Annotated in this window: 16 protein-coding genes; 8 read left to right on the top strand and 8 right to left on the bottom strand. The window is 74.6% G+C overall.

Translation table 11 applies throughout. The annotated features are described in order from the left end of the window. Positions 1–120: 120 nt before the first annotated feature. Positions 121–654, bottom strand: a complete 534-nt coding sequence (locus ACZ6Y7_RS37190; RefSeq protein ID WP_465762400.1) for a MarR family transcriptional regulator — start codon at positions 652–654, stop codon at positions 121–123. Positions 655–717: 63 nt separating this feature from the next. On the opposite strand from ACZ6Y7_RS37190, the gene ACZ6Y7_RS37185 reads away from it, so the two are divergent. Beyond that, complete coding sequence (locus tag ACZ6Y7_RS37185) at positions 718–2,841, top strand: MMPL family transporter (RefSeq protein ID WP_465762399.1); 2,124 nt, start codon at positions 718–720, stop codon at positions 2,839–2,841. Positions 2,842–3,023: 182 nt separating this feature from the next. Then, complete coding sequence (locus ACZ6Y7_RS37180; protein WP_465762398.1) at positions 3,024–3,557, top strand: DUF4383 domain-containing protein; 534 nt, start codon at positions 3,024–3,026, stop codon at positions 3,555–3,557. Positions 3,558–3,791: 234 nt separating this feature from the next. On the opposite strand, the gene ACZ6Y7_RS37175 is transcribed toward ACZ6Y7_RS37180, so the two are convergent. The 3 genes from ACZ6Y7_RS37175 to ACZ6Y7_RS37165 are packed head-to-tail and all read right to left on the bottom strand — an operon-like array spanning position 3,792 to position 6,992. Further along, positions 3,792–4,874 carry a polyprenyl synthetase family protein gene (locus ACZ6Y7_RS37175; RefSeq protein WP_465762397.1) on the bottom strand — a complete coding sequence of 361 codons (1,083 nt, stop codon included), beginning with the start codon at positions 4,872–4,874 and terminating at the stop codon, positions 3,792–3,794. Between the two features lie 47 nt (positions 4,875–4,921). Beyond that, on the bottom strand, positions 4,922–5,983 hold the full coding sequence (locus ACZ6Y7_RS37170; RefSeq protein ID WP_465762396.1) for a terpene synthase family protein: 1,062 nt from the start codon (positions 5,981–5,983) through the stop codon (positions 4,922–4,924). Beyond that, complete coding sequence (locus ACZ6Y7_RS37165; RefSeq protein ID WP_465762395.1) at positions 5,976–6,992, bottom strand: terpene synthase family protein; 1,017 nt, start codon at positions 6,990–6,992, stop codon at positions 5,976–5,978. The genes ACZ6Y7_RS37170 and ACZ6Y7_RS37165 overlap by 8 nt, the downstream gene beginning before the upstream one ends. Positions 6,993–7,552: 560 nt before the next feature. On the opposite strand from ACZ6Y7_RS37165, the gene ACZ6Y7_RS37160 reads away from it, so the two are divergent. Beyond that, the gene (locus tag ACZ6Y7_RS37160) at positions 7,553–10,030 is read left to right on the top strand and encodes an excinuclease ABC subunit UvrA (RefSeq protein WP_465762394.1); all 2,478 of its coding nucleotides are present in this window, start codon (positions 7,553–7,555) and stop codon (positions 10,028–10,030) included. Positions 10,031–10,166: 136 nt separating this feature from the next. On the opposite strand, the gene ACZ6Y7_RS37155 is transcribed toward ACZ6Y7_RS37160, so the two are convergent. Together ACZ6Y7_RS37155 and ACZ6Y7_RS37150 are read right to left on the bottom strand one after the other, a co-directional pair. Continuing rightward, the gene (locus ACZ6Y7_RS37155) at positions 10,167–11,321 is read right to left on the bottom strand and encodes a metallophosphoesterase (protein WP_465762393.1); all 1,155 of its coding nucleotides are present in this window, start codon (positions 11,319–11,321) and stop codon (positions 10,167–10,169) included. Positions 11,322–11,489: 168 nt separating this feature from the next. Further along, on the bottom strand, positions 11,490–12,965 hold the full coding sequence (locus ACZ6Y7_RS37150) for an FAD-dependent monooxygenase (protein ID WP_465762392.1): 1,476 nt from the start codon (positions 12,963–12,965) through the stop codon (positions 11,490–11,492). 297 nt (positions 12,966–13,262) lie between these two features. Here ACZ6Y7_RS37150 and ACZ6Y7_RS37145 point away from each other — a divergent pair, with 297 nt between their 5' ends. From ACZ6Y7_RS37145 to ACZ6Y7_RS37125, 5 genes are all read left to right on the top strand, one after another. Further along, complete coding sequence (locus tag ACZ6Y7_RS37145) at positions 13,263–14,213, top strand: thiamine pyrophosphate-dependent dehydrogenase E1 component subunit alpha (protein ID WP_465762391.1); 951 nt, start codon at positions 13,263–13,265, stop codon at positions 14,211–14,213. 10 nt (positions 14,214–14,223) lie between these two features. Beyond that, a complete protein-coding gene (locus ACZ6Y7_RS37140) occupies positions 14,224–14,514 on the top strand; it encodes an acyl carrier protein (RefSeq protein WP_465762390.1) in 291 nt (96 codons plus the stop codon). Then, positions 14,511–16,655 carry a 2-oxo acid dehydrogenase subunit E2 gene (locus ACZ6Y7_RS37135; protein ID WP_465762389.1) on the top strand — a complete coding sequence of 715 codons (2,145 nt, stop codon included), beginning with the start codon at positions 14,511–14,513 and terminating at the stop codon, positions 16,653–16,655. Before ACZ6Y7_RS37140 ends, ACZ6Y7_RS37135 begins: the two co-directional genes overlap by 4 nt. A 23-nt stretch (positions 16,656–16,678) precedes the next feature. Next, on the top strand, positions 16,679–17,683 hold the full coding sequence (locus ACZ6Y7_RS37130) for a 3-oxoacyl-ACP synthase III family protein (protein WP_465762388.1): 1,005 nt from the start codon (positions 16,679–16,681) through the stop codon (positions 17,681–17,683). An 83-nt stretch (positions 17,684–17,766) separates the two neighbouring features. After that, a complete protein-coding gene (locus ACZ6Y7_RS37125) occupies positions 17,767–18,273 on the top strand; it encodes a hypothetical protein (RefSeq protein ID WP_465762387.1) in 507 nt (168 codons plus the stop codon). A gap of 81 nt (positions 18,274–18,354) precedes the next feature. Here ACZ6Y7_RS37125 and ACZ6Y7_RS37120 read toward each other — a convergent pair whose 3' ends face one another. Further along, positions 18,355–20,751: a M28 family peptidase gene (locus ACZ6Y7_RS37120; RefSeq protein ID WP_465762386.1), complete on the bottom strand. Its 2,397-nt coding sequence runs from the start codon at positions 20,749–20,751 to the stop codon at positions 18,355–18,357. Continuing rightward, positions 20,732–22,684, bottom strand: a complete 1,953-nt coding sequence (locus ACZ6Y7_RS37115) for an AfsR/SARP family transcriptional regulator (protein ID WP_465762385.1) — start codon at positions 22,682–22,684, stop codon at positions 20,732–20,734. The genes ACZ6Y7_RS37120 and ACZ6Y7_RS37115 overlap by 20 nt, the downstream gene beginning before the upstream one ends. Positions 22,685–22,893 lie beyond the last annotated feature (209 nt).

Here is a 22,893-nt window from a genome sequence, read left to right as displayed (position 1 = left end):
GAGGGGCCACGGGGGGGAGGGCGGGGGGCAAGAACGCGCCACCCCCCTCCCTTGGGGGGGGCAAAAGAGGCGTAAGAAGAACCCCGCCTGGGTGCGTGGAGCACCGGGCCGGGGTCCGCGTCAGCCCTGCCCGCCCTGTTCGAGGTAGCGGCGGTAGGCGGCCGCCACGTTGTCCAGGTACCGCCGGGCGCCGACCCGTTCGGCGTCGCTGAGCCCCGCGGACGCGCCGAGCAGCAGCCCCAGCAGGGGGGCGAGTTCGCCCATCACGTGCTCGAAGCCGCTCTCCGTGACGTCCAGGATCTGGCGGCGCCGGTCGTCGGGGTGGGGGCGGCGGGACATGTGGCCCTCCGACACCAGCCGGTTCACCGACTGCGTTCCGGCGGCGCTGGTGACGCCGAGCCGTCGCGAGAGCTCGACCGGTCCGATCGGCTCGCCGGCGCTCTTGGCGATGACCACGTGCTCGACCGCCTCGACGTTCGTCAACGGCATGTGCAGTCGCTCGGCGAGCGCGGCGCGCGCCAGCTGGGTGAGGGTCAGGACCTCGCGCAGCGCGGCGGAGAGTTCGTCACCCGTGGGTTCGCCGTATCGCGGCGCCCCTCGGCCGGTGGTCCCATCCGAGTCGGTGCCGGGTCCGAACGCGTGGTGTTGCGCCATGCCGGCAATTCTGACACGGTAAGGATCGCTAAGTTACTTAACGACTTTAGAGGGTGCGTCCCCGTGTCCCGAACCCTGACCGGCCGCCCGCGCCGGTCCACCCCCCGCACCGGCCCCGCCATGGGGCCCGTGCACCCCCGCGGCGTCGCGTGGCTGGTCCTCCTGCTGACCGCCATCGGACTCGGCGCGGCCTTCGCCCTGGGCCCCTCCGACGCCACCACCACCGAGGCCACCGGTGCCTCCCTCCCCTCCTCGTCGCAGTCCGCCAGGGTCGCCGAGATCGTCAAGACCCTCCCCGCCGGTGCCGTCGCGCCCGCCGTCGTGGTCTACAGCAACACCGACGGCAGCCCCCTCAGCGCCGCTCAGCAGGCCGTCGTCACCGAGCGGGCCGCCACCCTCGGCGCGCTGGGGCAGGCGCCCGGAGCCGCCCGCCCGCAGGTCCTCCAGGACAAGGTCGCCACCGTCGCCGTCCTGCTGCCGACCGGCGCGGGCGACGACGAGAACACCGCCGCCGTCGACCGCATCCGGCAGAGCGCCTCCGAGAACCTCCCGGCACCCCTGCAGGCCCAGGTCACCGGCGGACCGGCCTTCCGGGCCGACGTCACCAAGGTCTTCGCGGGCGCCGACAGCACCCTGCTGATCGCCACCGCCTCGGTCGTCGCCGTCCTGCTGCTCGTCACCTACCGCAGTCCCGTCCTGTGGCTGGTGCCGCTGCTCGTCGTCGGCGCGGGCGACCGCATGGCCGGCATCCTGGTCGGCGTCCTCGCCCCGCACGCCGGCGTCGAGGTCGACGCCTCCGCCGCCGGAATCCTCTCCGTCCTCGTCTTCGGCGCCGGGACCGACTACGCCCTCCTCCTGGTCTCCCGGTACCGCGACGAACTGCACCTCGGCGACAACCGGTTCACCGCCATGGCACGGGCCTGGCGTGGCACCGCCCCCGCCGTCCTCGCCAGCGGCACCACCGTCGTCCTCAGCCTCCTCACGCTGCTGGCGGCCGAACTCACCGGCAACCGCGGACTCGGATTCGCCGGCGCCGTCGGCATCCTCACCGCGATGCTCTTCGGCCTGGTCGTCCTCCCCGCCGCCCTCGTCCTGCCCGGCAGGTGGCTGTTCTGGCCGCTGATCCCCAGGGTCGGGGACCCGGTGACCGCCGACCGCCGGGGCCTGTGGTCGCGCATCGGCCGGGGTGTCGCCCGGCGGCCCGCCCGGGTCGCCGTCGCCGGAACCGCCGTCCTCCTGGTCCTCGCCTCCGGAGCGCTCGGCCTCACCACCGGCCTGCCCCAGGCCGACTCCTTCCGGAAGACCCCCGAAGCCGTCCTCGGGCAGCGCACCCTCGCCGCCGTCCAGCCCGCCGGCGCCGCCGACCCCCTGACCCTCGTCTCCAGCGCCGCCACCGGCGACCAGGTCGTCGACGCCGCCCGCGAGGTCCCCGGCGTCTCCTCCGTCACCCCCGGCCGGCCCACCGAGCGCTGGGCCCGCGCCGACGTCGTCCTGGACTCCGCCCCCGGAACCGACGCCTCCGACCGCACCATCGACCGGCTGCGCGAGCGCGTCGCCCGAGTCCCCGGCTCCGACGCCCTGGTCGGCGGAACCACCGCCGAGGCCTACGACACCTCCCGGGCCAACGCCCACGACACCCGCGTCGTCGTCCCCCTCGTCCTCGCGATCGTCCTCGTCGTGCTGATCGCCCTGCTGCGGGCGCTCGTCGCGCCGATCCTGCTGGTCGCGACCGTCGTCGTCTCCTACTTCGCCGCCCTCGGCGCCGGCTGGACGATCTTCCGCGCGTTCTACGGCTTCCCCGCCGTGGACACCAACGTGCCCCTGCTGTCGTTCCTCTTCCTCGTCGCCCTCGGGGTCGACTACAACATCTTCCTCATCGCCCGCACCCGAGAGGACACCGTCGCCGGCCACGACACCCGCCGCGCGGTCCTGCGCGCCCTCGCCTCCACCGGAGGCGTCATCACCAGCGCCGGAATCCTCCTGGCCGCCGTGTTCGCCGTCCTCGGGGTGCTGCCGCTGATCACCCTCACCCAGATCGGCGTCATCGTCGGCCTCGGCGTGCTGCTCGACACCCTCCTGGTGCGCACGGTCCTCGTCCCCGCGCTGGTCCTGCTCACCGGGCGGCGCTTCTGGTGGCCGGGCAGGCCCGAGCGCGCCCGTCCCGCCGACGGCCCTTCGGCGACGTGAGCCGGCGGGGCCGGCGCGCCGACACCCCTCCGGCGCGCCGGCCCCGCCTCGTCGTACCGACGCGGCACGCCGACGCGGCACGCCGAACGGTGCGCGATCGCTGCAAGTGTCGAACGGTCGGGTGACCCGTGACCGTGGGGATCCGGAGGCACCGGCCTCCGGATACGCGAAGGAGAGCAGTCATGGACTTCCGCGACGAGCTTCCCGTCGACCACCGACTCGCCCGGGTCTACCGGGTGGGCGCGGGCCTGTGCGGCCTCGCCCTGCTGGTGTTCGGCTGCCTCGGCCTGTCCGACGCCCTGGCGTTCTTCAGCACCACCGGAGAGCGCGTGGCGGGCCTGTCGAGCAACGGCCTGCTCAGCGTGATCTCGATCGTCACCGCCGCGGTCCTGGTCACCGGAGCCGTGATCGGCGGCAACACCGCCTCGACGATCAACATCGTGGTGGGCGGCCTGTTCGTGCTGAGCGGGTTCGTCAACCTCGCCCTGCTCGATTCCGGCGCCAACATCCTGGCCTTCAGGATCCCCAACGTCATCTTCAGCTTCGTGATGGGCCTGATCATCGCCACGTTCGGCATGTACGGTCGGGTCAGCGCCACCCTGCCGCTCGACAACCCCTACTGGCGACACCGCCACCCCGGCGCCGTGCCCCCCGACACGGCGCGACAGCTCGCCTCCCCGCCCGGGCGCACCGGCATCGCCGGGCCCGCGCACTGACCCGCGAGGCAGGAGGACGCCGGCCCGTACGTTCCGAGGCGAACGGGCACGGCGTTCCCGGATCCCACACCCGTCCCGCACCGCGGCTTCACGCCGCCGCGCCTGCCGGACGGACACTCCTCGCCCGACCGCCCGGCGCTCCTGACGCGTCCTCGCGCCGCGCGGGCGGCTCGGTGCCGCCGGGCGGTGCGGCGGCGCGGGGACCTCGGCGCCACCCGTACGCCCGGTTCGTGGTCATGCGGTCCTGTTCGTGGCGGCTTCGACGAGGTGGTCGAGCAGGCCGGCGGCGTGCGGAGGGAGGACGGCGTGCCGCAGGGCCTGCCTGGCCCGGTGTCCGCGCCGAGCGATCATCCGCTCGACCTCCGCCACCGCGCCGGTGGCCATGACGACCTCCCGCAGGCGCGCGGCCGTGCGTTCGTCCAGGCCGGGGTCGCCGAGGTGGGTGCGGAGCAGGTCCCGCTCGGCGGGAGCGGCGTGCCTGAGCGCGAGGGCGATGAGCACGGTGTGCTTGCCCTGGCGGAAGTCATCCAGGCGGGACTTGCCCGTCGTGGCGGGGTCTCCGTACACGCCGAGGAGGTCGTCCCTGAGTTGGAAGGCCTCGCCGAGCGGAAGGGCGTAGGACGTCAGGAAGTCCAGCGTGCGCGGGCTCGCGTCGGCGAGGGTGGCCCCGATGTGGAGGGGGCGTTCGACGGTGTACTTGGCGGTCTTGTAGCGGATGACGGTGAGGGCGGTGTCGATGCTGTCGTCGGGGGCGCCGGTGGCCAGCAGGTCGAGGTACTGGCCGTACATGACTTCGGTGCGCATGGTGTCGACGACGGGCAGGACGGCGGCGAGGCGGTCCCCAGCCAGGGCCGCGGTGTGGATGAGTTCGTCGGACCAGGTCAGGGCGAGGTCTCCGACCAGGATGGCGGCGCCGGTGCCCAACTCCTCGGCGGCGGTGGGGCCGCGGGTGTGGTGGAGGGCGGCGACCGCGCGGTGGACGGTAGGTGCGCCGCGCCGCGTGGCGGAGTGGTCCATGACGTCGTCGTGGATGAGGGCGAAGGCGTGGAACAGCTCCAGCGATGCTGCCACCTGGAGCACGGCGGGCGGTACGTCGCGGCCGCCCGCGGCGTACCAGCCGCAGACGCACAGGAGGGGGCGCAGGCGCTTTCCGCCGGAGAAGAGGAAGCCGCGCAGCAACTCGACGGCTTCGGACGGCAGGTGCGCGGCGGCGGCGCGGGCCTTGCGGTCGAGGAAGCCGGCCAGGCACGCGTCGACGGCCGCCGTGACCTGTGGGGGACCGGCTGCGGCTGGTAGGGAGTGGGGGGAGGTGTTCATGGGAGGTCTGTTCCCGGGGGCGAGGTCGTGGGCCGGTTCGGGCGGCGCTACGAGGACTTCGGCGGGTCGGTGGGGCCGGTGACCGGGTGGTTCGGTGGAGTGCCGGACGGGCGGAGGAGGCTCTGGGCCGGGGGGCCGGCTTCCGGGAACGCGCCGGGGATCCGGTAGCGGGTGGAGCGTGAGTGCCGGTACCAGCGTTCGAGCCCGGTGATCATCAGCTCCATCTGGCGGAAGTACTCCCGGACGTGCCCCTGGTGAGGCCCGAAATCGGGCAGCTGCCGGCCCAGGGCGAGGATCTCGGCCGCGAAGGAGTCGTGGATCCGGACCGCCTCCGCGACCGCCTCGGTGCGCGTGCAGCCGAGTTCGTGCCGCAGGACGGGGATGATGTTGACGCACTCGGAGGGGCGTGCCTCCTCCTTCGCGAGGGAGTGCAGGTCGTTCTGGACGGACATCAGGCGGCAGACCAGTGAGCGGAGCCGCTGGATGAGCGGGTGGCGGAAGACGGAGACCGGCAGCGCCGCATCGGTGGCCGCGTCGACCAGGTCACCGTAGGGCCGCATGGCGATGGAGTATTCGTGGATGAGGAGGTAGTGCGGCAGGGACGGCGGCCCGGGCCGCCGTCCGCTCTTGTAGGGCGTCTCCTCCATCACCCCGTACGTGAAGTACTCGTAGAAGGAGTGGGCCAGGCGCTCCAGCCAGAAGTGGGGCATGAACTCCTGGAACTCCTGGCGCATGCGGGCCAGGAACCACAGGTTTCCTGGGTCCCCTCCGTGCGGTTCCTCGCCCGTGAGGATGTCGCAGACCCGGTCGCGCACGGCGACGAGCTCCGGGACGGTGTGGAACTCGTGGTAGTCGTCGATCTGGGTCAGGAAGATGAACCACCGGGCCATGGGACGCATGCGTCGGCCATCCGTGACGGTCGGCGACATGTAGGCGGCCCCGCGGGCCAGGTCGTGGTCCTTGTACTTGGCGCGGTCCTCCTCGGACAGGAAGTCGTAGTAGGCGTCGTACCACCGGTGTTCCTCGTGGAAGGACTCGTCCGCCTCGAAGGGGCTGACCCGGGTCGGGAACGGGTGGGTCAGGACGAGGGGTGAGGGCTCATCAGGCATGGTCGTCCTCCGTGTTCGGTCCGCGGACGCGGGCCGCCGACGCCAGTCGGTGCTGATCCGTGTAGGTGCCGGGGTCGTAGCGGGAGATCTGCTTGTCCACGCCGCGCCATCCGGAGATGACGAAGCTGACGTGATGGATGTGGTTCGCGACCGCGTCGTGCCACTCGCCGAAGTCCGGAAGGCTCCGCTGGAGCCGCACGAAGGCGTTCAGATCGTCCTCGTGGAGACGGAACACCCATTCGCGGGCGTCCTCCAGGGAACAGGACCGCTCGTGTCGGACCACGTTGATGAGGTTGAGGTCGCCCATGCCGGTCCGCTCGTCCTTGTCGTAGGACTGGAACTCGTTGAACCAGCCCGGCAGGCGCACCGCCAGGGACTTGAGCCTCCGCACGGTCGGGTGCCGGTGGATCTCCTCGGGGAGCACGACACCGGTCTCGACCTCCTTCAGCGCGAAGAAGGGATGGAGCATCAGGGCGCTTTCCCGGATCCGGACGTACTCCTCGATCGTCGGGCGGGTGCCCGCGGCCAGATGGGTCACCTCCTCCTCCAGGCCCTCGAAGTAGCGGTCCAGGTCGTCCGCCCACCGGTCGACGGAGGCGACGGGGACGAAGCGCAGCAGCTCGCCGCGCAGGGTCTCGATCTGGGCGCCCAGCATGACGTCGGCCTCCCGCGCGGTCGCCTGACCGCGCGCCACCGCGACCGTCCGTGCCCGGACGGCCCGCACGGTGTCCGGGGTGGCCCGCTCGTAGATGTCGTCCTGGTACAGCGAGAAGAGCATCATCCGAGCCAGCGGTACGAGCCGTTCCCACGTCGCCATGGGGAAGAAGTACGAGGCCATGTAGGCGGTGCGGGTCTTCTTGAACCGGTCCGCGATGTCCGGCGGGACGAAACCCCTCCATTTTCCGTCGATCCAGACGCGGTCGGTGTGTTCCTGCATCGTCGCCGCGTGCGGATTGACCAGGGTGGGGAACGGGTACCGCAGCCTCGCGTACGTCCTGCTGTCCAGCACGGAGCCCTCCTCGACGGCTTCGGCCGGCTGGACGCCGCACCGGCCGCCCCAGCCGGCCTGCCCTCGGTGTCGTGGCGTGCGAGCCGTCGTCCCTCCGGCGGAGCCCGCGCGGACGACGCGCGCAGGGCGAGCCGGGGGACACCGACGGCGGTACGCGACGGCACTGTCCCGCACCAGGCGCGCGGGCGGGAGGGGCCGGGCCGGAGGCGCGGAAGCGCGCTCGTGCTACGGGTCGCACGGGCGTGCGCCCCCGGGGAACGATCCGGCGGGTCGCACAACTCTTCTGTTCTGTAGACCGGTTGAGCCACCGCGGGGCTGGTGCGGGGAGCAGGATTCCGCGCTCCCCGGCGACGACGCGCCCGATGGCGGCGGCGACGGGCGGGGGAGGCGGGCGAGTTGTCGGAGAATCGGCACACGAAGTTTCGTCCAGTACCATGAGTGCCTTCCCCGGCAGGCGCCTTCGGCGCGCCCGGGTCGTTCGGGGCGGACATCCCCGGGATTTTCCGATCGCGGTGACTGCGCCACACGGAACGTCACCGCTGTGAGACGAGGCAGCAACGATGACTGGATCCGCACGGCACGCCGACACCATCCACGTGGTGGGCGCGCGCACCAACAACCTACGCGACGTGACGCTGAGCATCCCCAAGGGCCAGGTGGTCGCCTTCACCGGCGTCAGCGGCAGCGGAAAGACGTCGTTAGCGATCGACACCATCCACAGTGAGGCGCAGCTGCGCTACCTCGAAGGACTGTCGCCGTTCGTCCGGCAGTACATCACCCAGCGCAACCGGCCGAAGGTGGACCGCATCCTCGGGCTCGGCGCGACCCTCGCGGTCGACCAGCGCCGGCTCAACCGCAACCCGCGGTCCACGGTGGCGACGATCACCGGCATCGACGGGCACCTCGGACTGCTGTACTCGCGGCTGCCCGCCATCGGGCCGGACGCGGCCCGGCTGCCCGGACACCTGTCGACCGCGCACTTCGACCGCCACTCGCCGGAGGGCAACTGCCCCGAGTGCCACGGCGTCGGCGGGCGCTGGCAGGCCCAGGAGGACCTCGTCGTCACCGACCCGGACAAGCCGCTGTTCGACGGAGCGTCGCCCTGGTACGCCAAGTGGCGCTCGGGTGAGCACGCCTTCGTCCCCGCGCTGGCCGAGAAGCGGGGGGTGGACCTCGCGCGGCCCTGGCGGGAACTGCCCGAGGAGTTCCGGCACAGCGTGCTGTACGGCACGGGCGACGAGAAGATCGAGGCCACCGTCGACATGCCGAACAAGAACGAGACGGCGTCGTGGACCTACACCTCCAGCCAGCCGATGCGCGGCGCCCTCGCCGAGGTGGAACGGGTCTTCGCCAACGCCGGTACGCCGAGCGCCAAGCAGCGCTACCTGCCCTACATGCGCAAGATCGCGTGCGAGGCCTGCGGCGGCACCGGCTACGGCGACGCGGCCCGCACCATCCGGCTCGGCGGGCTCAGCTACCCCGAGCTGCTGGAGGGGGACGTGCACGCCGTGCGGGGCTGGGCCGAGCACGTGGTGGCCGAACTGGGCACGGCGCAGCGGGAGGTGGGCGAGCCGCTGCTCCAGGACCTGGCGCGCCGGCTCGGTGTCCTGGAGCGGCTCGGCCTCGCGCACCTGCAACTGACCAGGAGCGCCGCCACGTTGTCCGGCGGTGAGCTCCAGCGCACCCGCCTGGCCGCGCAGTTGAGCACCGAACTGAGCGGCATCACCTTCGTCCTGGACGAGCCGGGCACCGGCCTGCACCCCGCCGACAAGGCACACCTGCTCGACATCGCGCTGGAGCTGCGCGAGGCCGGGAACACCGTGCTGATCGTCGAGCACGACCCGGAGCTGATCGCCCGTGCCGACTGGATCGTGGACCTGGGGCCGGGCGCCGGGCGGCTCGGCGGCGAGGTGATCGTGTCGGGCAAGCCCGCCGAGGCCGCCGCGCACCCGCGCTCGCTGACCGGCCGCTACCTGGCCGGCGACGGGCCGCGGCTGCGGCGCGAGCGCCGCCCGGTGGGCGACCGGGCCCGCTGGGTGGAGCTGCACGGACTGTCCGCGCACAACGTGACGGCCGAGCGCGTCCGCTTCCCGGTCGGGAGGCTCACCTGCCTGACCGGCGTCAGCGGCAGCGGCAAGAGCAGCCTGCTCGGCGCGCTCGGCACGGGTGTGGAGGCCGCGCTCAACGGGGAGGCCGCCGAAACCGTGCGCTCGGTGACCGGCGCGGACGCGTTCAGCTGGGTCGCCGTGGTGGACCAGGAGCCGCTCGGGCGCACCCCGCGTTCCAACCCGGCCACCTACAGCAAGGCCTTCGACCTCGTGCGCAAGCTGTTCGCCGAGACCGACGAGGCCCGCCGGCGCGGGGTCAACGCCTCCTGGTTCTCCTTCAACACCGCCAACGGCGGCCGCTGCGAGACCTGCACGGGGTACGGGCGCAGGCTCGTCGACATGCACTTCCTGCCGGACGTGTGGGTGGTGTGCGACGAGTGCGACGGCCGCCGCTACAAGCCGGAGGCGCTGGAGATCACCTACCAGGGGCTGACCATCGACGGCGTGCTGGACCTGACCGTCGCCGAGGCCGTCGAGCGGCTGACCGAGCCCAAGCAGCTCGCCGAGACGCTGGCGGCGTTGGAGCGGGTGGGCCTCGGCTACCTGCAACTGGGCCAGAGCGCCACCGAGTTGTCCGGCGGGGAGGCGCAGCGGCTCAAGCTCGCGGCGGCGATCCAGCGCGGTTCGACGGGCCGCAAGGCCGGGCTGGTCGTGCTCGACGAGCCGGTCTCGGGCCTGCACCCGTCCGACATCCAGCGCATGGTGGACGCGTTCGACGTCCTGCTGGACTCGGGCAACACCGTGGTCGTCGCCGAGCACGACATCCCGGTGGCCGCCTCGGCGGACTGGGTGATCGACCTCGGGCCGGGCGCGGGGCCGGCCGGCGGCGCCGTCGTGGCGGAGGGCACCCCGGAGGACATCGCGGGGGCCGGTACGCCGACGGCGGGCTTCTTCCGCCGGTACGCGGCCGGCGAACCGCTGCTGGGCTGAGCGGGCGGCGGGTCCCCGACCCTCCGGCCCCCGCCCCTTCGGCCCCCTGACGCTCCGGCCCCCGACCCTCCGGCCCGGTGACGCTCCGGCCCCCTGACGCTCCGGCTCCCTGACGCTCCGGCCCCCGCGCCGTCGGTCAGGGACGGGGGGCCGTGAGCGTCAGGACGGTGACGTCCGGGTCGGCGCCCAGGCGCACCGGCGGGCCCCAGAAGCCGGTGCCGCGCGTGACGTAGAGCAGCGTGCCGCCGAACCGGTGCAGCCCGGCGACGGCCGGATTCGCCAGCCCCGCGAGGTGGTTGAAGGGCCACAGCTGCCCGCCGTGGGTGTGGCCGGACAGTTGCAGGTCGACGCCGTACCTGACCGCCTCGTGCACCTGGACCGGCTGGTGGGCGAGCAGGACCACCGCCCGGCCCGGGTCGCGCCCGCCGAGCGCGGCCTCGTAGTCCGGGCCGAGGCCCTCGTCGGCGCCGCTGGCGTCGTTGACACCCGCGAGGTCGAAACCGGGCAGTGCGACGCGCTCGTTCACCAGCGGGCGCAGCCCGAGCCGGCGGACGAAGTCGATCCACTGCTGTCCGCCCGAGTAGTGCTCGTGGTTGCCGGTGACGAAGTACACGCCGTGCGGCGCGCTGAGCAGGCCGAGCGGCTCCACCTCGGGGCCGAGCCGGGCCACGTCGGCGTCCTCGACCAGGTCGCCGACGACCGCGATGAGGTCGGGCGCGGTCCCGTTGACGAGCTCGGCGACCTGCCGGGCGCGGGCCCGGCCGACCAGGCTGTTCAGGTGGATGTCGCTGATCACGGCGATCCGGAAGCCGTCCGCCCGGGGGTCGAGCCGGGCCAGCGGGACGGTCAGGCGCCTGACCGTGGGCGCACCGAGGGCGGTCGCGGCGCCGTACCCGACGGCCGCCGCGGTGGCGGCCCCGGCGGCCAGCGCGAGCGAGCGGCTGACGAACAGGCGGCGGGAGGGATCGGGCGCGGCCGCGGGGCCTCGTCGCGCCCGCAGGAGGAACGGACGGACGGCCTCGGTGACGAGCAGCGCGAGGCAGAGGTAGAGGATCCCCGCCATCCACAGGAAGCCCGGCCAGCCGACGGCCGCCGCGAGCGGCTTCGGCAGCCCGCTCTCGGCCGGTGGCGCCGCCACCAGCAGCAGGCCGAGGACCACCAGCAGCGCCGTCCCGGTCCGGCGCGGCCACGAGCCGGGGGCCGTGGTGTCGCGGACCACGCGCCGCCACACGTAGAAGTGGACGGCGGCGAGGGCGGGGATCACGAGGGCGACGAACAGCGCGGATGTCACGGCGGTCTCCAGGCTCGGCGCGCGGACGGGGGCTCGGTGGCGGCGGTGGGTCGGTGCGACGCCGGGTGCCGCGCGCCGACGCCCGTTCGGGGTGGCCGGTCGGCCCGGGGTGGTGCGGCGCGCCGACGGGGTGCCGCGCGGCGGCGTGCCGGTCAGTGGGCGGCCGGGTCAGTGGGCGGCCGGGGCCGGGGTGCCGCACCAGCGGCGCAGGGCCGCGGCCAGCCCGTCGTCCGGGGCGTGCCCGGCCCACGCGACGTAGCCGTCCGGCCGGACGAGGACGTACCGGGGCCACCGCTCGCCGAGCGGCTCGGCGAGCACGCCGGTGCGCAGCCGGCCCGCCCACGGGGCGGCCGCCGGCGGGCAGCCGTCCGAGCCGAGCAGGACGAAGCCGCCGTCCCGGAAGAGCCGGTAGAGCCGGTCGGGGCCCTGGGGCGAGGAGAGCGGCCGGTCCGGGACGCGGCGCCCGGCCCACCGGCCCTGCCCGTGCGACGGGTAGCGCAGGGTCAGGCCGGACAGGTGCTCGACGTTGAGCCGGTGCACGGGCCGGATCCGCATCGACCACATGGCGGCCCGGCGCGCCAGGCGGGCGACGACGCCGTCCGAGGTCTCGAAGCGGAACGACAGGTCGGTCTTGCGCAGCGTCTCCGCCGCGATCGGGTAGCGCTCCGCCTCGTAGCTGTCGACCAGCTCCTCGGGCGCCCAGCCCGCGAGGACGGCCCGCAGCTTCCAGCCGAGGTTGAAGGCGTCCTGGATGCCGGTCTGCAACCCCTGCCCGCCGGAGGGGATGTGGGTGTGCGCCGCGTCGCCGGCCAGCAGCACCCGGCCCACCCGGTAGCGCTTGGCGTGCCGCTGCGAACTGCGGAAGCGCGAGAGCCACAGCGGGCTGTGGAGACCGACGTCCAGCCCCAGGACGGCCGCGCAGCTCTCGCTGAGGTCCTCCAGGGTCAGCGGCTCGTCCGCGGGAACGGTGAACTTCTGCCGGTCCAGGACGATGACGCGGTAGGTGCCGTCCTGGAAGGGGAACAGCGCCGCCATGCCGCGCCGGGTGATCCGCGCGTATTCGGCCGGTCCCGGCGGGTTCGACAGCCGGGCGTCGCCCATCATCAGGGACTCCTCGTAGTGCCAGCCGTCGTACTCGACGCCCAGCGCCTGGCGGACCGTGCTGTTCACGCCGTCGCACCCGACGACGTACCGCGCCCGTTCGGTGCGCGGCCCCGTCGGGCCGGTGAGCTCCACCTCGACCCCGGTGGCGTCCTGGCGCAGGCCGGTCACCTCCGTGCCGGGCAGCAGCACCGCGCCGGCCTTCTCGGCGGCGAGTTGCAGCGCCTCCTCCGTCCGCGACTGCGGAATGGACAGGCTGAACGGGAAGGTCGTGTCCAGCAGGCCGTAGTCGAGGAAGCCGCCCTCGTTGCCGAGCGGCGGGTGCGGGCACTCCCGGCCCCACTTCAGGACGTCGTCGACGCGCCCGCGCATGTCCAGCAGCTCCAGGGTGCGCGGCTCGACGGTGCAGGCGCGGGAGAGCGGGCTGCGCCCGGTGCGCTTGTCGACCACGTGGCAGGAGACGCCGAACGCGGCGAGCTCGGCCGCCAGCGCGAGTCCGGTGGGGCCGGCTCCGACGACGAGGACCTCGGGGGACGGCGGCATCTGCTGGCTCCTTCGGATCGGCGGGGCGGAGCGGAGGGGCGCGGCGGGCCGGGCGGGGGGACGACTCCCGGCGCGCCGCCCGATCAGTTAAGGCGGGCGCTCACGGCGGGCGCAACGGGCTGAGAACGAGGTGAGAGCCGCCGGAGAGCCGGGGGCGGCACGGTGAGAGCGGATCGTGAACGGGTTTGAGAACGAAGGCCGTTAGCGTGGCGGCCGACGCGTTGGTGCGCGGTGAGTGCAGGTCGTCGAGGCGGTCCGGGTCGTCCGGGCCGCCCAGTACGCGGGAGTTGTCGTGCCATGAGCGCTGGAACGCCGGAGTCGGCGGGTGTACCGGACACCGAGGACCTCGAAGCACTGCTGGTCATCCGGCACTTCGAGACGATGCTGCTGCGGATGTTCGCCGAGGGGCGGCTGAACGGGACCACCCACACCTGCCTGGGGCAGGAGTACGTCCCGGTGGCCCTCGCACCGCTGCTCGCGGGGGACTTCGTGCTGAGCAACCACCGCGGCCACGGCCACTACCTGGCGCTGTTCCGCGACCCGGCCGGCCTGCTCGCGGAGATCACGGGCCGCGAGGGCGCGGTGTGCTCGGGCGTCGGCGGCAGCCAGCACATCCGGCGCGGGCGCTACCTGTCGACCGGTGTGCAGGGCGAGAGCCTGCCGCTCGCCGTCGGCCTCGGCCTGCACTGCAAGCGCACCCGCGAGGGCCGGATCGCCGCGGTGTTCACCGGCGACGGCACGTGGGGCGAGGGCGCGGTGTACGAGGCGCTCAACATGGCCGCGCTGTGGCGGGTGCCGGTGCTGGTGGTGGTCGAGCACAACGGGATCGCCCAGTCCACGCCCACCCGGCTGCAGTTGGCGGGGTCCATCGCGGACCGCGCGGCCGCGTTCGGGCTCGACTTCGTGGAGGTCACCGGACACGACGTGCCGGCGATCCGGGCCCGGCTGGCCCCGGTGGTCCGCCGGGTGCGCGAGCAGCACCGCCCGGCCGTCGTGCAGTTCACCACGCACCGGCTGGGCCCGCACAGCAAGGGCGACGACACCCGCCCCGCCGAGGACGTGGCCGCGCTGTGGGAGGCCGACTGGCACCGGGAGCTGGCCGAGCGCCTGGGCGAACCGTTCCGGGTGCTCGACGAGCGGATCCGCGCCGAGGTGGAGCGGGTGGCCCGGGAGGTGGAGGCGCGGGCGCCGTCGGTGTGGCCGGCGGCCACCGGCGCACCGAACGCGACAGCAGGCGGGACACGATGAGGGGGTACCGATGACCGGACCGACCGCACCGACGGACCTGAACGCGCCGGCCGCGGCGGCCGCACTGACCGGGCTCGTGGCCGACGTGCTCGGGGTGCCGGCCGCCGAGGTGACCGACGAGACCGGCGCCGCGACCACGGAGGCGTGGACCAGCCTGCGGCAGGTGCAGATCGTCGCGCGGGCCGAGAAGGAGTACGGCGTACGGCTGACGGCGCGCGAGGCGCGGGCCTGCCGCTCCGTCCGCGCGCTGCGCGAGGTGCTCGCCGCCGGCCTCGCCCGCGGCGCGGAGGGGGCGGCGTGAGCGCGCCCGCACCCCGCGTGGTGGAGGCGCTCAACGGCGCCCTGCACCGGCTCTTCGCCGAACGGCCCGCGCTGCACCTGCTCGGCGAGGACGTCCTCGACCCGTACGGCGGCGCCTTCAAGGTGACCAGGGGCCTGTCCACCCGCTACCCGGACCGCGTCCTGACCACGCCGCTGAGCGAGGGCGGCATCGCCGGCGTCGCGGGCGGACTCGCCCTCGCCGGGGACGAGGCCGTGGTGGAGATGATGTTCGGCGACTTCGCCGCACTCGCCTTCGACCAGGTGCTGAACCTGATCTCCAAGTCGGTGACGATGTACGGCGAGCGGGTGCCGATGCCGGTCGTGGTCCGCTGCCCGGTGGGCGGCGGACGCGGCTACGGGCCGACGCACAGCCAGAGCGTGCAGAAGCACTTCCTCGGCATCCCGAACCTGGCGCTGTACGAGACGACGCCGTTCCACGACCCGTTCGCGCTGCTGTCCGAAGGGCTCGACCGGGGCCCGGCGATGCTGTTCGAGGACAAGGTGCTCTACGGCCGGCGGATGCTGCGCGACGGCGTCGTGGACGAGCGGTTCGGGTTCCGCCTGATCGGCGGCCCGACCGGCTGGGCGCATGTGGCGCCCGTGGACGGCGGCCCCGCCGACGTCGTGCTGCTGTGTCCCGGCGGGGTGGCCCACCGGGCGCTCGAGGCCGCGCACCTGCTGCACGAGCGCGGGGTCGGCGTCCGACTCCTCGTCCCGGCACGGCTGTACCCGCTGGACCCGGAACCGGTCCTGCCGCTGATCGCGGGCGCCCGGCTGGTCGCGGTGGCGGAGGAGAGCACCGAGGGCGGCACGTGGGGCGCGGACGTCGCGGCCCGGATCCACCGGCTGGCGTGGGCGGACCTGAGGGCCCCGGTCCTGCTGCTGTCCTCCGCCGACTCCGTCGTGCCGACCGCGCCGCACCTGGAGGCGGAGGTGCTGCTCGGGGCCGCCCGCATCGCGCGGGAGGTGGCCCGAGCGCTTCCGGACGTCGCGGCGGGTGCGCCGGGGACACGGGCGGTCGACCGGGCCGCGCGGCCCACCGGGGCGCCCGTCGTCATGCCGAAGCTCAACAACAACGACGACGCCTACCTGGTGCTGGCGTGGCACGTCCCCGACGGCGCGTACGTCGAGGAGGGCGAGCCGCTGCTCGACGTGGAGACGTCGAAGGCCGTCGAGGAGGTCGCCGCCCCCGTGTCGGGGTACCTGCGGGTGCGCGCGCGGGCGGGGACCGAGCTCAAGGTGGGGGAGCCGCTGGCCGAGCTGTTCGCCGAACCTCCCGGTGAACGCGCCGGCGAGCCCGCTGGTGAACGCGCCGGCGAGCCCGCCGGTGAACCGGCGGCCGCGGAGGCGAGCGCGTCACCGGGGCCCACGGCCGAAGCGGCGGCCGCACCGGCGCCCGGACCGGCCGGCCGCACCTACCGCCTGGACCGCGTCCAGCAGGGCACCGCGGCCGTCGTCACCCGGGCCCACCGCGAGGTGCCCGCCGCGTTCGCCGCCGTCGAGGTGACGGTGGACGCGGCGCTGGAGCGGCTCCGGACGGTGTCCGAGGAGACCGGTGCCGAGGTCGGCCTGCCCGAACTGCTGCTCAAGGCCGTGGCCGCCGCCCGACCGGCGTTCCCGCACCTGTTCGGCACGCTCGTGGACGAGCGGACCGTGGAACTCGCCGAGCGCGTGGACCTCGCGGTGACCGTCGACGCCGGCAACGGCCTCTACACGCCCGTCCTGCGCGACTGCGCCGCCCGCCCGCTGGCCGAACTCGCCGACGACCTCATGGACTTCAGGCTCAAGGCCTACCGCGGCGGGTTCACCGCCGGTGAGCTCGCCGGCGGCGCGCTCACCGTCTCGCTCAACCTCGAACCCGGCGTGCTGCTCGTCCGGCCGATCGTGATGTGGCCCCAGCTGTGCATGCTCTCGATCGCCGGCCCGGTGCGGCGGCTCCTGCCGACCGACGGCGGGCCGGTGCCCGCCGAGGTCGTCACGCTCGGCCTCGCCCACGACCACCGGGTGGTCAACGGCCGGGACGCCGTCGCGTTCCTGCGCGCCGTCGCGGGGGCGCTGAGCGACCCCCGGGCACTCGCCGAACTCACCGGGACCACCCCACTCGCCGAACTCACCGACTGACCGCGCGAACGCGAGGAGTGCCAGTGGACTACGGTTTGACCGCCTTCGGCGTCGCCACCGGCGAGAAGGCCGCCGTCAAGGACGTCGTCGCCGAGTACACCGAGGACGTCGAACGCGTCCTCGGCTACGGCTACCGGTACATCCACCGGGCCGGGCCCGACGTGAGCGTCACCGACCTGGCGGTCGAGGCCGGCGCGCGGGCCCTGGCCGCCGTCGAGCCGGGCGACGTCGACCTCCTCGTCCTCGCCCTCACCGACCTGGCCGACCACCTGTACTGGGACGCGGCGGCGCGGGTCCAGTGGGCCCTGGGGCTGCGCCGGGCCGAGGCCGTGCTCGTCGACCAGGGCTGCGTCGGCGGCGTCACCGCCCTGGACACCGTGGCCGGACGCTTCGCCACCCACCCCGACTACCGCACGGCGCTCGTGATCGGCGCCAACCGGACCGTCGACGCCTACTGGAACAGGCTGGACACCCACTCGCTGCTGTTCTCCGACGGCGCCGCCGCGGCTGTCGCCGTGCGCGGCGCGCCCGGCCTGCGCTGGCGGGCCTCGTACGCGGAGACCGACGGGCGCTACGCCGACTTCTTCCGGATGGACGTCGGCGGCGCCCGCCGGCCGTTCGTGCCTGGCACCGAGACGCCCGCGGTGCGCGACGCGTGGGACGTCGTCGAGCACTTCGGCCACGACGCGGAGAAGGTCGCCGCGTACGCGGAGGAGATCGACGAGCGCACCGCCCGCGCGGTGCACCGCGCCTGCCGCCGGGCCGGCTGCGCCGAGGAGGACCTCGCGCGGCTCGTCCTGCTCAACGACAACGCCCGCGTGCTGGCCGCGCAGGCCGAGCTGATCGGCGTGCCGCCGGAGCGCACCAACGCCCGGACGGCGGCCGAGCACGGGCACTTCGGGGCGGCCGACCACCTGTTCTGCCTGGCCGGCCTGGAGGAGTCGGGCGCGCTCGTGCCGGGCGACCTCGTCGCGCTCGCGGCCAACGGCCGCGGGATGCACTGGGCCTGCGCCGTCCTCCAGCGGTGAATCCACCCCGGCGCCACTCGCCACCCACGCCTCTTCCCCGTCCTGCCCGCCCTTCCCCTCGGACCGATCGGAGCGAACCACCCATGGACCGTCCCCGCGCCCGGAACGTCCTGACCGCGGCGGCCGTCGCCGCCGCGACCTGGGCCCTGGCCTCCTGCTCGACCGCCACGCCCGCCTCCAGCCAGGCACAGCCCGACGAGTCGCCGGCCTGCCGGATGCTGCGGCCCGTCTCGGCCGAGCTCGGCCTCGGCGAGCCCTCGGTCAGCGGGCTGAGCGACCGGGGCTGTTCGTCCTACAAGTACCGCTTCGGGACCCTCACCCTGACCCTGGACGAGCGCCCGCTCGCCGAGGCCGCGACCGGTGACGGCACCCGGACGGACCTGGAGTTCCACGGCAAGTCCGCGGTGATGCTGATGGGCGCCCTGAACGGCGTCTGCAAGGTCTACCTGGACGCGGGCGGGCGCAGCAGCATCGAACTGCGCCTGGGCCGGACCACCGCGATGACCCCGCAGGTGTGCAGCGACGTGAAGACGGCGGCGGAGAAGGTCGCCGCCCGGCTGCCCGGCACGCCCTCGCCGTCCGCCGGCTGACGGCGAGGGCGCGTACCCCGCACCGATGTGCGGAACGCCCGGGAGCGGCCGCCCGATCCGGCGGCCGCTCCCGGGCGTTCGTCACGGCACCAGCGATCGCGTGGTGGCGACCAGCGCGGCCTCGCCGAACGAGGCCACGCCGAGCGCCGGCGGGCGCGGCCCGGCCACCGGGGCGCCGTCCGGGGCCGGCAGTCCCGGCGTGCGGTCGAGGACCTTGAGCGTCGCCGGTCCCGGGCCCAGGTCGAGCACCAGCCCGGCACCCTCCGGCGGCACCCGGCGGATCCACAGCTCCCAGGGCGGCGCCCCGGCCGGGGTGTCCTGGTGCCACCCGGGCACGCCGTCGATCGAGTAGCCGCGCACGGCCGCCCCCGTCACCAGCAGCACCAGCTCGGGCGCGCCGCGCCGGGACACCGCGCGGACGGCGAGGCGCCGCCCGTCCGGCGGGCCGTCCGGGAGGGGCGTCACGGTGACCTCCGGCGCGGCGAGCGGCAGCACCGGCGCCCCGGCGCGCCGGACCGGCACGCGCCAGCCGGGCCAGAGGTCGGCGACGGCGACGCGCTCCGGCTCGGGCAGCAGCCGGTTGCTCCAGGCGTCCGGCGGCGAGTCGCTCAGCCAGGTGGCGGCGTGGTGGTCCGCGTCGAGCAGGTAGAGCGCGCCGGCCCGGCCCCGGTACGGCTCCCGCGGCGGGACCAGCGTCGCGGCCGCCAGCACGGCCGCGGCGGCGAGCGCCGCCGTGCCCGGCACCAGCAGCCGCGCCGGGCGGGGCAGCGGCGGCAGCACGGCGGGCAGCAGTGCGACCACGAGGGCCGCGACCGCCACCGGCACGGCCACCAGCCCGAGCCCGAGCGCGTCCGCCAGCAGCGGCACGAGCGGGACGACGAGCAGACCGATCGGGAGCACGGCGAGCACCGCGCCCGCGATCCGGCCGGCCGCCGTCGCGCCGGCGCGCGAGGTGAGCAGTGCGGAGGCCGCGACGAGACCGAGCGCGGGCCAGGTGAACACGTGGCCGCCGCCCGGCAGGACGACGGCGCAGGCGCACGCCAGCAGCACCCAGAGCGCGATCGCGCCGGCCGTCCGGTGGCGGGCGTCGAGGCGGCGCCGGGCGAGCAGGGTGGCGGCCGCGCCGAGGGCGACGGTGAGCAGCAGGAACCCGGCGAGTGCGGTGCCGTGGCCGGTGATGTCGGCGTACGGGCCGAACTCCGCGTGGCGGGAGGCGACCAGGGGTGCCAGCGCGAGCGCGGCCGCCGCGGCGAGCAGCACCTGACCGAGGGCGAGGAGCAGTCCGGCGGCCGTGCGCGCGAGGGAGAGCCCGGCCCGAGCGCGCAGGCGCAGCAGCAGGGCCAGGCCGAGCGCGGCGGTCGCGAGGGCGGCGGGCAGGGCGGCGCCGGCCGGGTAGGCGACGGGCAGGCCGGCGGCCTGGAAGTAGACGCGGTCGCCGGCGGGCGGGTGCGTGAGGTCGGCGGCGCCGAGGGCGCGGGCCAGGCCGAGGGCCTGGTCGCCCTGGTGCTGGACGGTGGCCGGGTCGACCCGCTCCGGGTTGTCGGCGGCGCCGTGGTAGGCGGTGTAGCCGTCCAGGTAGGCGAAGTTGAGGCCCTGGTGGCCGGCCCGCTCGAAGACGGTGAAGTCGGTCAGGTTGGGCAGGTAGCCGTAGGCGGCGTCGAGCAGCGAGCTGGTGCGCGCGGAGGGGACGTGCTCGGTGAGCGCGTCGACCAGCCAGCCGGCGTCCGGGCCGGTCTCGAACATCAGGCTGGGGCCGCGGCTGCCGCGGGCCTCGAAGTTGAGCACGACGGCGTCGCGCGGCAGGAACTCCGGTGCGTCCGCGAGGGCGCGGGAGCCGAGCAGGCCGCTCTCCTCGGCGTCGGTGAGGACGAGGAGGATGTCGTTGCGCGGGGCCGGTCCGGCGCGCAGGGCGCGGGCCGTTTCCAGGAGCACCGCGACCGGGACCCCGGCGTCGTTGGCGCCGGGGCCGGCCTCGGTCGAGTCGTAGTGGGTGACGAGGGCGACCGGCCGGGTGCTCGCGCTGCCCGGGAGGCGGGCGACCACGTTGTCCACCCGCAGCCCGGCGTAGCGGGCGTCGGCGCCCGTGGGGGAGAGGTCGGGCACGTGGTGGACGGCCGCGGCGGTCTGCACCCGCGTCTCCAGGCCCAGTTCGGTGAGCGCGCGCACGAGGTCCTCGCGGACCCGGGTGTGGGCGGGGGAGCCGCTCGCGCGGGGCTCGGTGGCGATCGCGCGGACGCGGTCGACGGCGCGGGCGGCGGAGAAGTCCCGGGCGGGCGCGTTCAGGTCGCGCGGGGCCGGGAGCCGGTCCTGCCAGGCGGTGAGGGCCGCGCAGAGCGCGGCGAGGAGCAGGACGGCGACCGGGAGGACCAGGGGGGAGGGCGGTCCCGGGGAGCCGCGGCGGCGCCGTCCGGCCGGTTCGGCCGGGTCGCGCGGCGCGGCGTGCCGGGCCGATGGTGCGTCAGACCGCTTGACTGCCATGGACGGTGGGCTCCTCGCGGCGACGGTAGGGGTGGTGGAGGGTGCGGGAGCGCTCGCGTCGGCGGAGCGCCGCCGCGATCTGCTCGGCGACGTCCCGGCCGGTCGCGGCGCCGAGTTCGGCTTCGGCGCGCTGCCGGGCGTAGTCGCGGACGAGCGGGTTGAACGCGTAGTGGGGTCCGTCGGCGGCGTCGCCCGGGGCGACCGCGAGCAGGTGCTGGCCGACCAGCAGGTCGAGCAGGCGCTGGGTGTCCTCGTCGGGCCGGTCGGCGACGGCGGAGGCCACGTACTCGGGGATCGAGGCGAGCTCGCACAGGCTCAGCCGCAGCCACAGGCGGTAGGCGGCCAGCGGGAGTTGGTCGAGCGTGGAGGCCAGCCGGGCGCCGACGTCCAGGGCGCCGATGGAGAGTTCGGCGATCCGGTTGCGGCTGCCGGTGAGCCGGTCGAGGAAGCTGCGCAGGCTGTGCCGGGGCCGGGCGCGCAGCCGGGCGCCGGCGGCGCGGATGGCGAGCGGCAGGCGGCCGCACAGGTCGACGATCTGCCGGGCGCTGTCGGCCTCGGCGAAGACCCGTTCGACCCCGACGAGCGAGGCGAGCAGGTCCACCGCCTCGTTGCCGGGCAGGCCGTCGAGGCAGTACTCGGTGAGTCCGGGGATCTTGAGCAGGCTGGTCCGGCCGGTGCACAGCACCGCGCTCTCGCCGCTGGGCAGCAGGGTTTCGTAGCGGGTGGTCTCGGCGACGTCGTCGAGCACGATGAGCAGGCGCTTGGAGGCGGTGACGCTGCGGAACAGCGCGGCGCGGGCGGCGAGCCCGGCGGGGATCCGCTGCTCGGGGACGCCGAGGGCGTCGAGGAAGCCGCGCAGGACCTCCTTCGGGGGCACCGGATCGGACTGGCCGCGCAGGTCGGCGTAGAGCTGGCCGTCGGGGAAGTGCTGCTGGAGGCTGTGCGCGACGTGCACCGCGAGTGCCGTCTTGCCGGCCCCGGCGCAGCCGACCAGGGCGATCACCCGCGGCGTGCCGGTGGCCCGCAGGTCCCAGCCGATCCGCTCGGCGATGTCGCCGCGTCCGGCGAAGTCGGTCACCCTGGGCGGGAGTTGGGCCGGGGTCTTGTCGGGGCGGGGGGCACGGTGCGCGGCGGCCGGGGGCGTCACGCCCTCGCCGGCGAGGATCTGCTGGTGCAGTTCCTGGAGGCGGGTGCCGGGTTCGAGGCCGAGCTTGGAGATGAGCGCGTGCCGGCTGGTGCGGTAGACGGCGAGGGCCTCGGCGCGGCGCTGGGACTGGTAGAGCGCCGTCATCAGCTGGGCGCAGAGGCGTTCGCGCATCGGGAACTCGGCGACCAGGGGCTTGAGTTCGCTGATCAGCTCGGCGTGGCGGCCGAGCGCGAGCCCGATGTCGAGCCACTCCTCCAGGACGGAGAACCGGCGCTCCTCCCAGTGCGCGGCCACGGTGTACGTGAGCGGACCGGAGAGGTCGGCGAGCGGCTGGCCGCGGAAGAGGGCGAGGGCGCTCTGGTACTCGGTGGCGGCGTGCTCCAGGTCGCCGGCCGCGGCGAGGTCGCGGGCGCGCCGCACGGTCCGTTCGAACGCGTCGGCGTCGAGCTCGTCCTCGCCGAGCCGGATGCGGTAGCCGCCCTGCTCGGTCTCGATGAGGTCGACGGGGGCGCCGGCGGCGGCGAAGGCGTTGCGCAGGCGCCAGACGCAGGTCTGGATCTGCTTGTCGGCGGTGGCGGGGGGTTCGGCGCGCCACACCGCGTCGATCAGCGAACTGACCGGGACGATCTTGTTGGCGTTGAGCAGGAGCACGGCCAGGACGGTCAGTTGGCGGTTGCGGCCGACCCGGACGGTTTTCCCGCCGATTACGACTTGTAAAGGGCCGAGAATTCGGAACGATATGCCGCGGCCGTGCTGCCGGTTATCTTCGGTGAAATGGCCGGACATCGGGGGGAGTCCCATTTTCTGCATCGGCGAGCCAAACCTCCACGGGGCGAAGGGATACGCGGCCGAAAGGGGATCTTAGAGACGCGAAGCTGTCATGTCCATACCCAGTCTTCGCGACTGACCTTCCGTTCCGGTCTAGTTGACGGGAGCTCAGCGCGACCGGAACGTCGATGCATGAAGCCGTGAGGGGTTGGGTAGAGCGTTGGCCA

This window comes from Kitasatospora sp. NPDC053308 (assembly GCF_055585785.1).
This window is presented reverse-complemented; position numbering and strand designations above follow the sequence as displayed.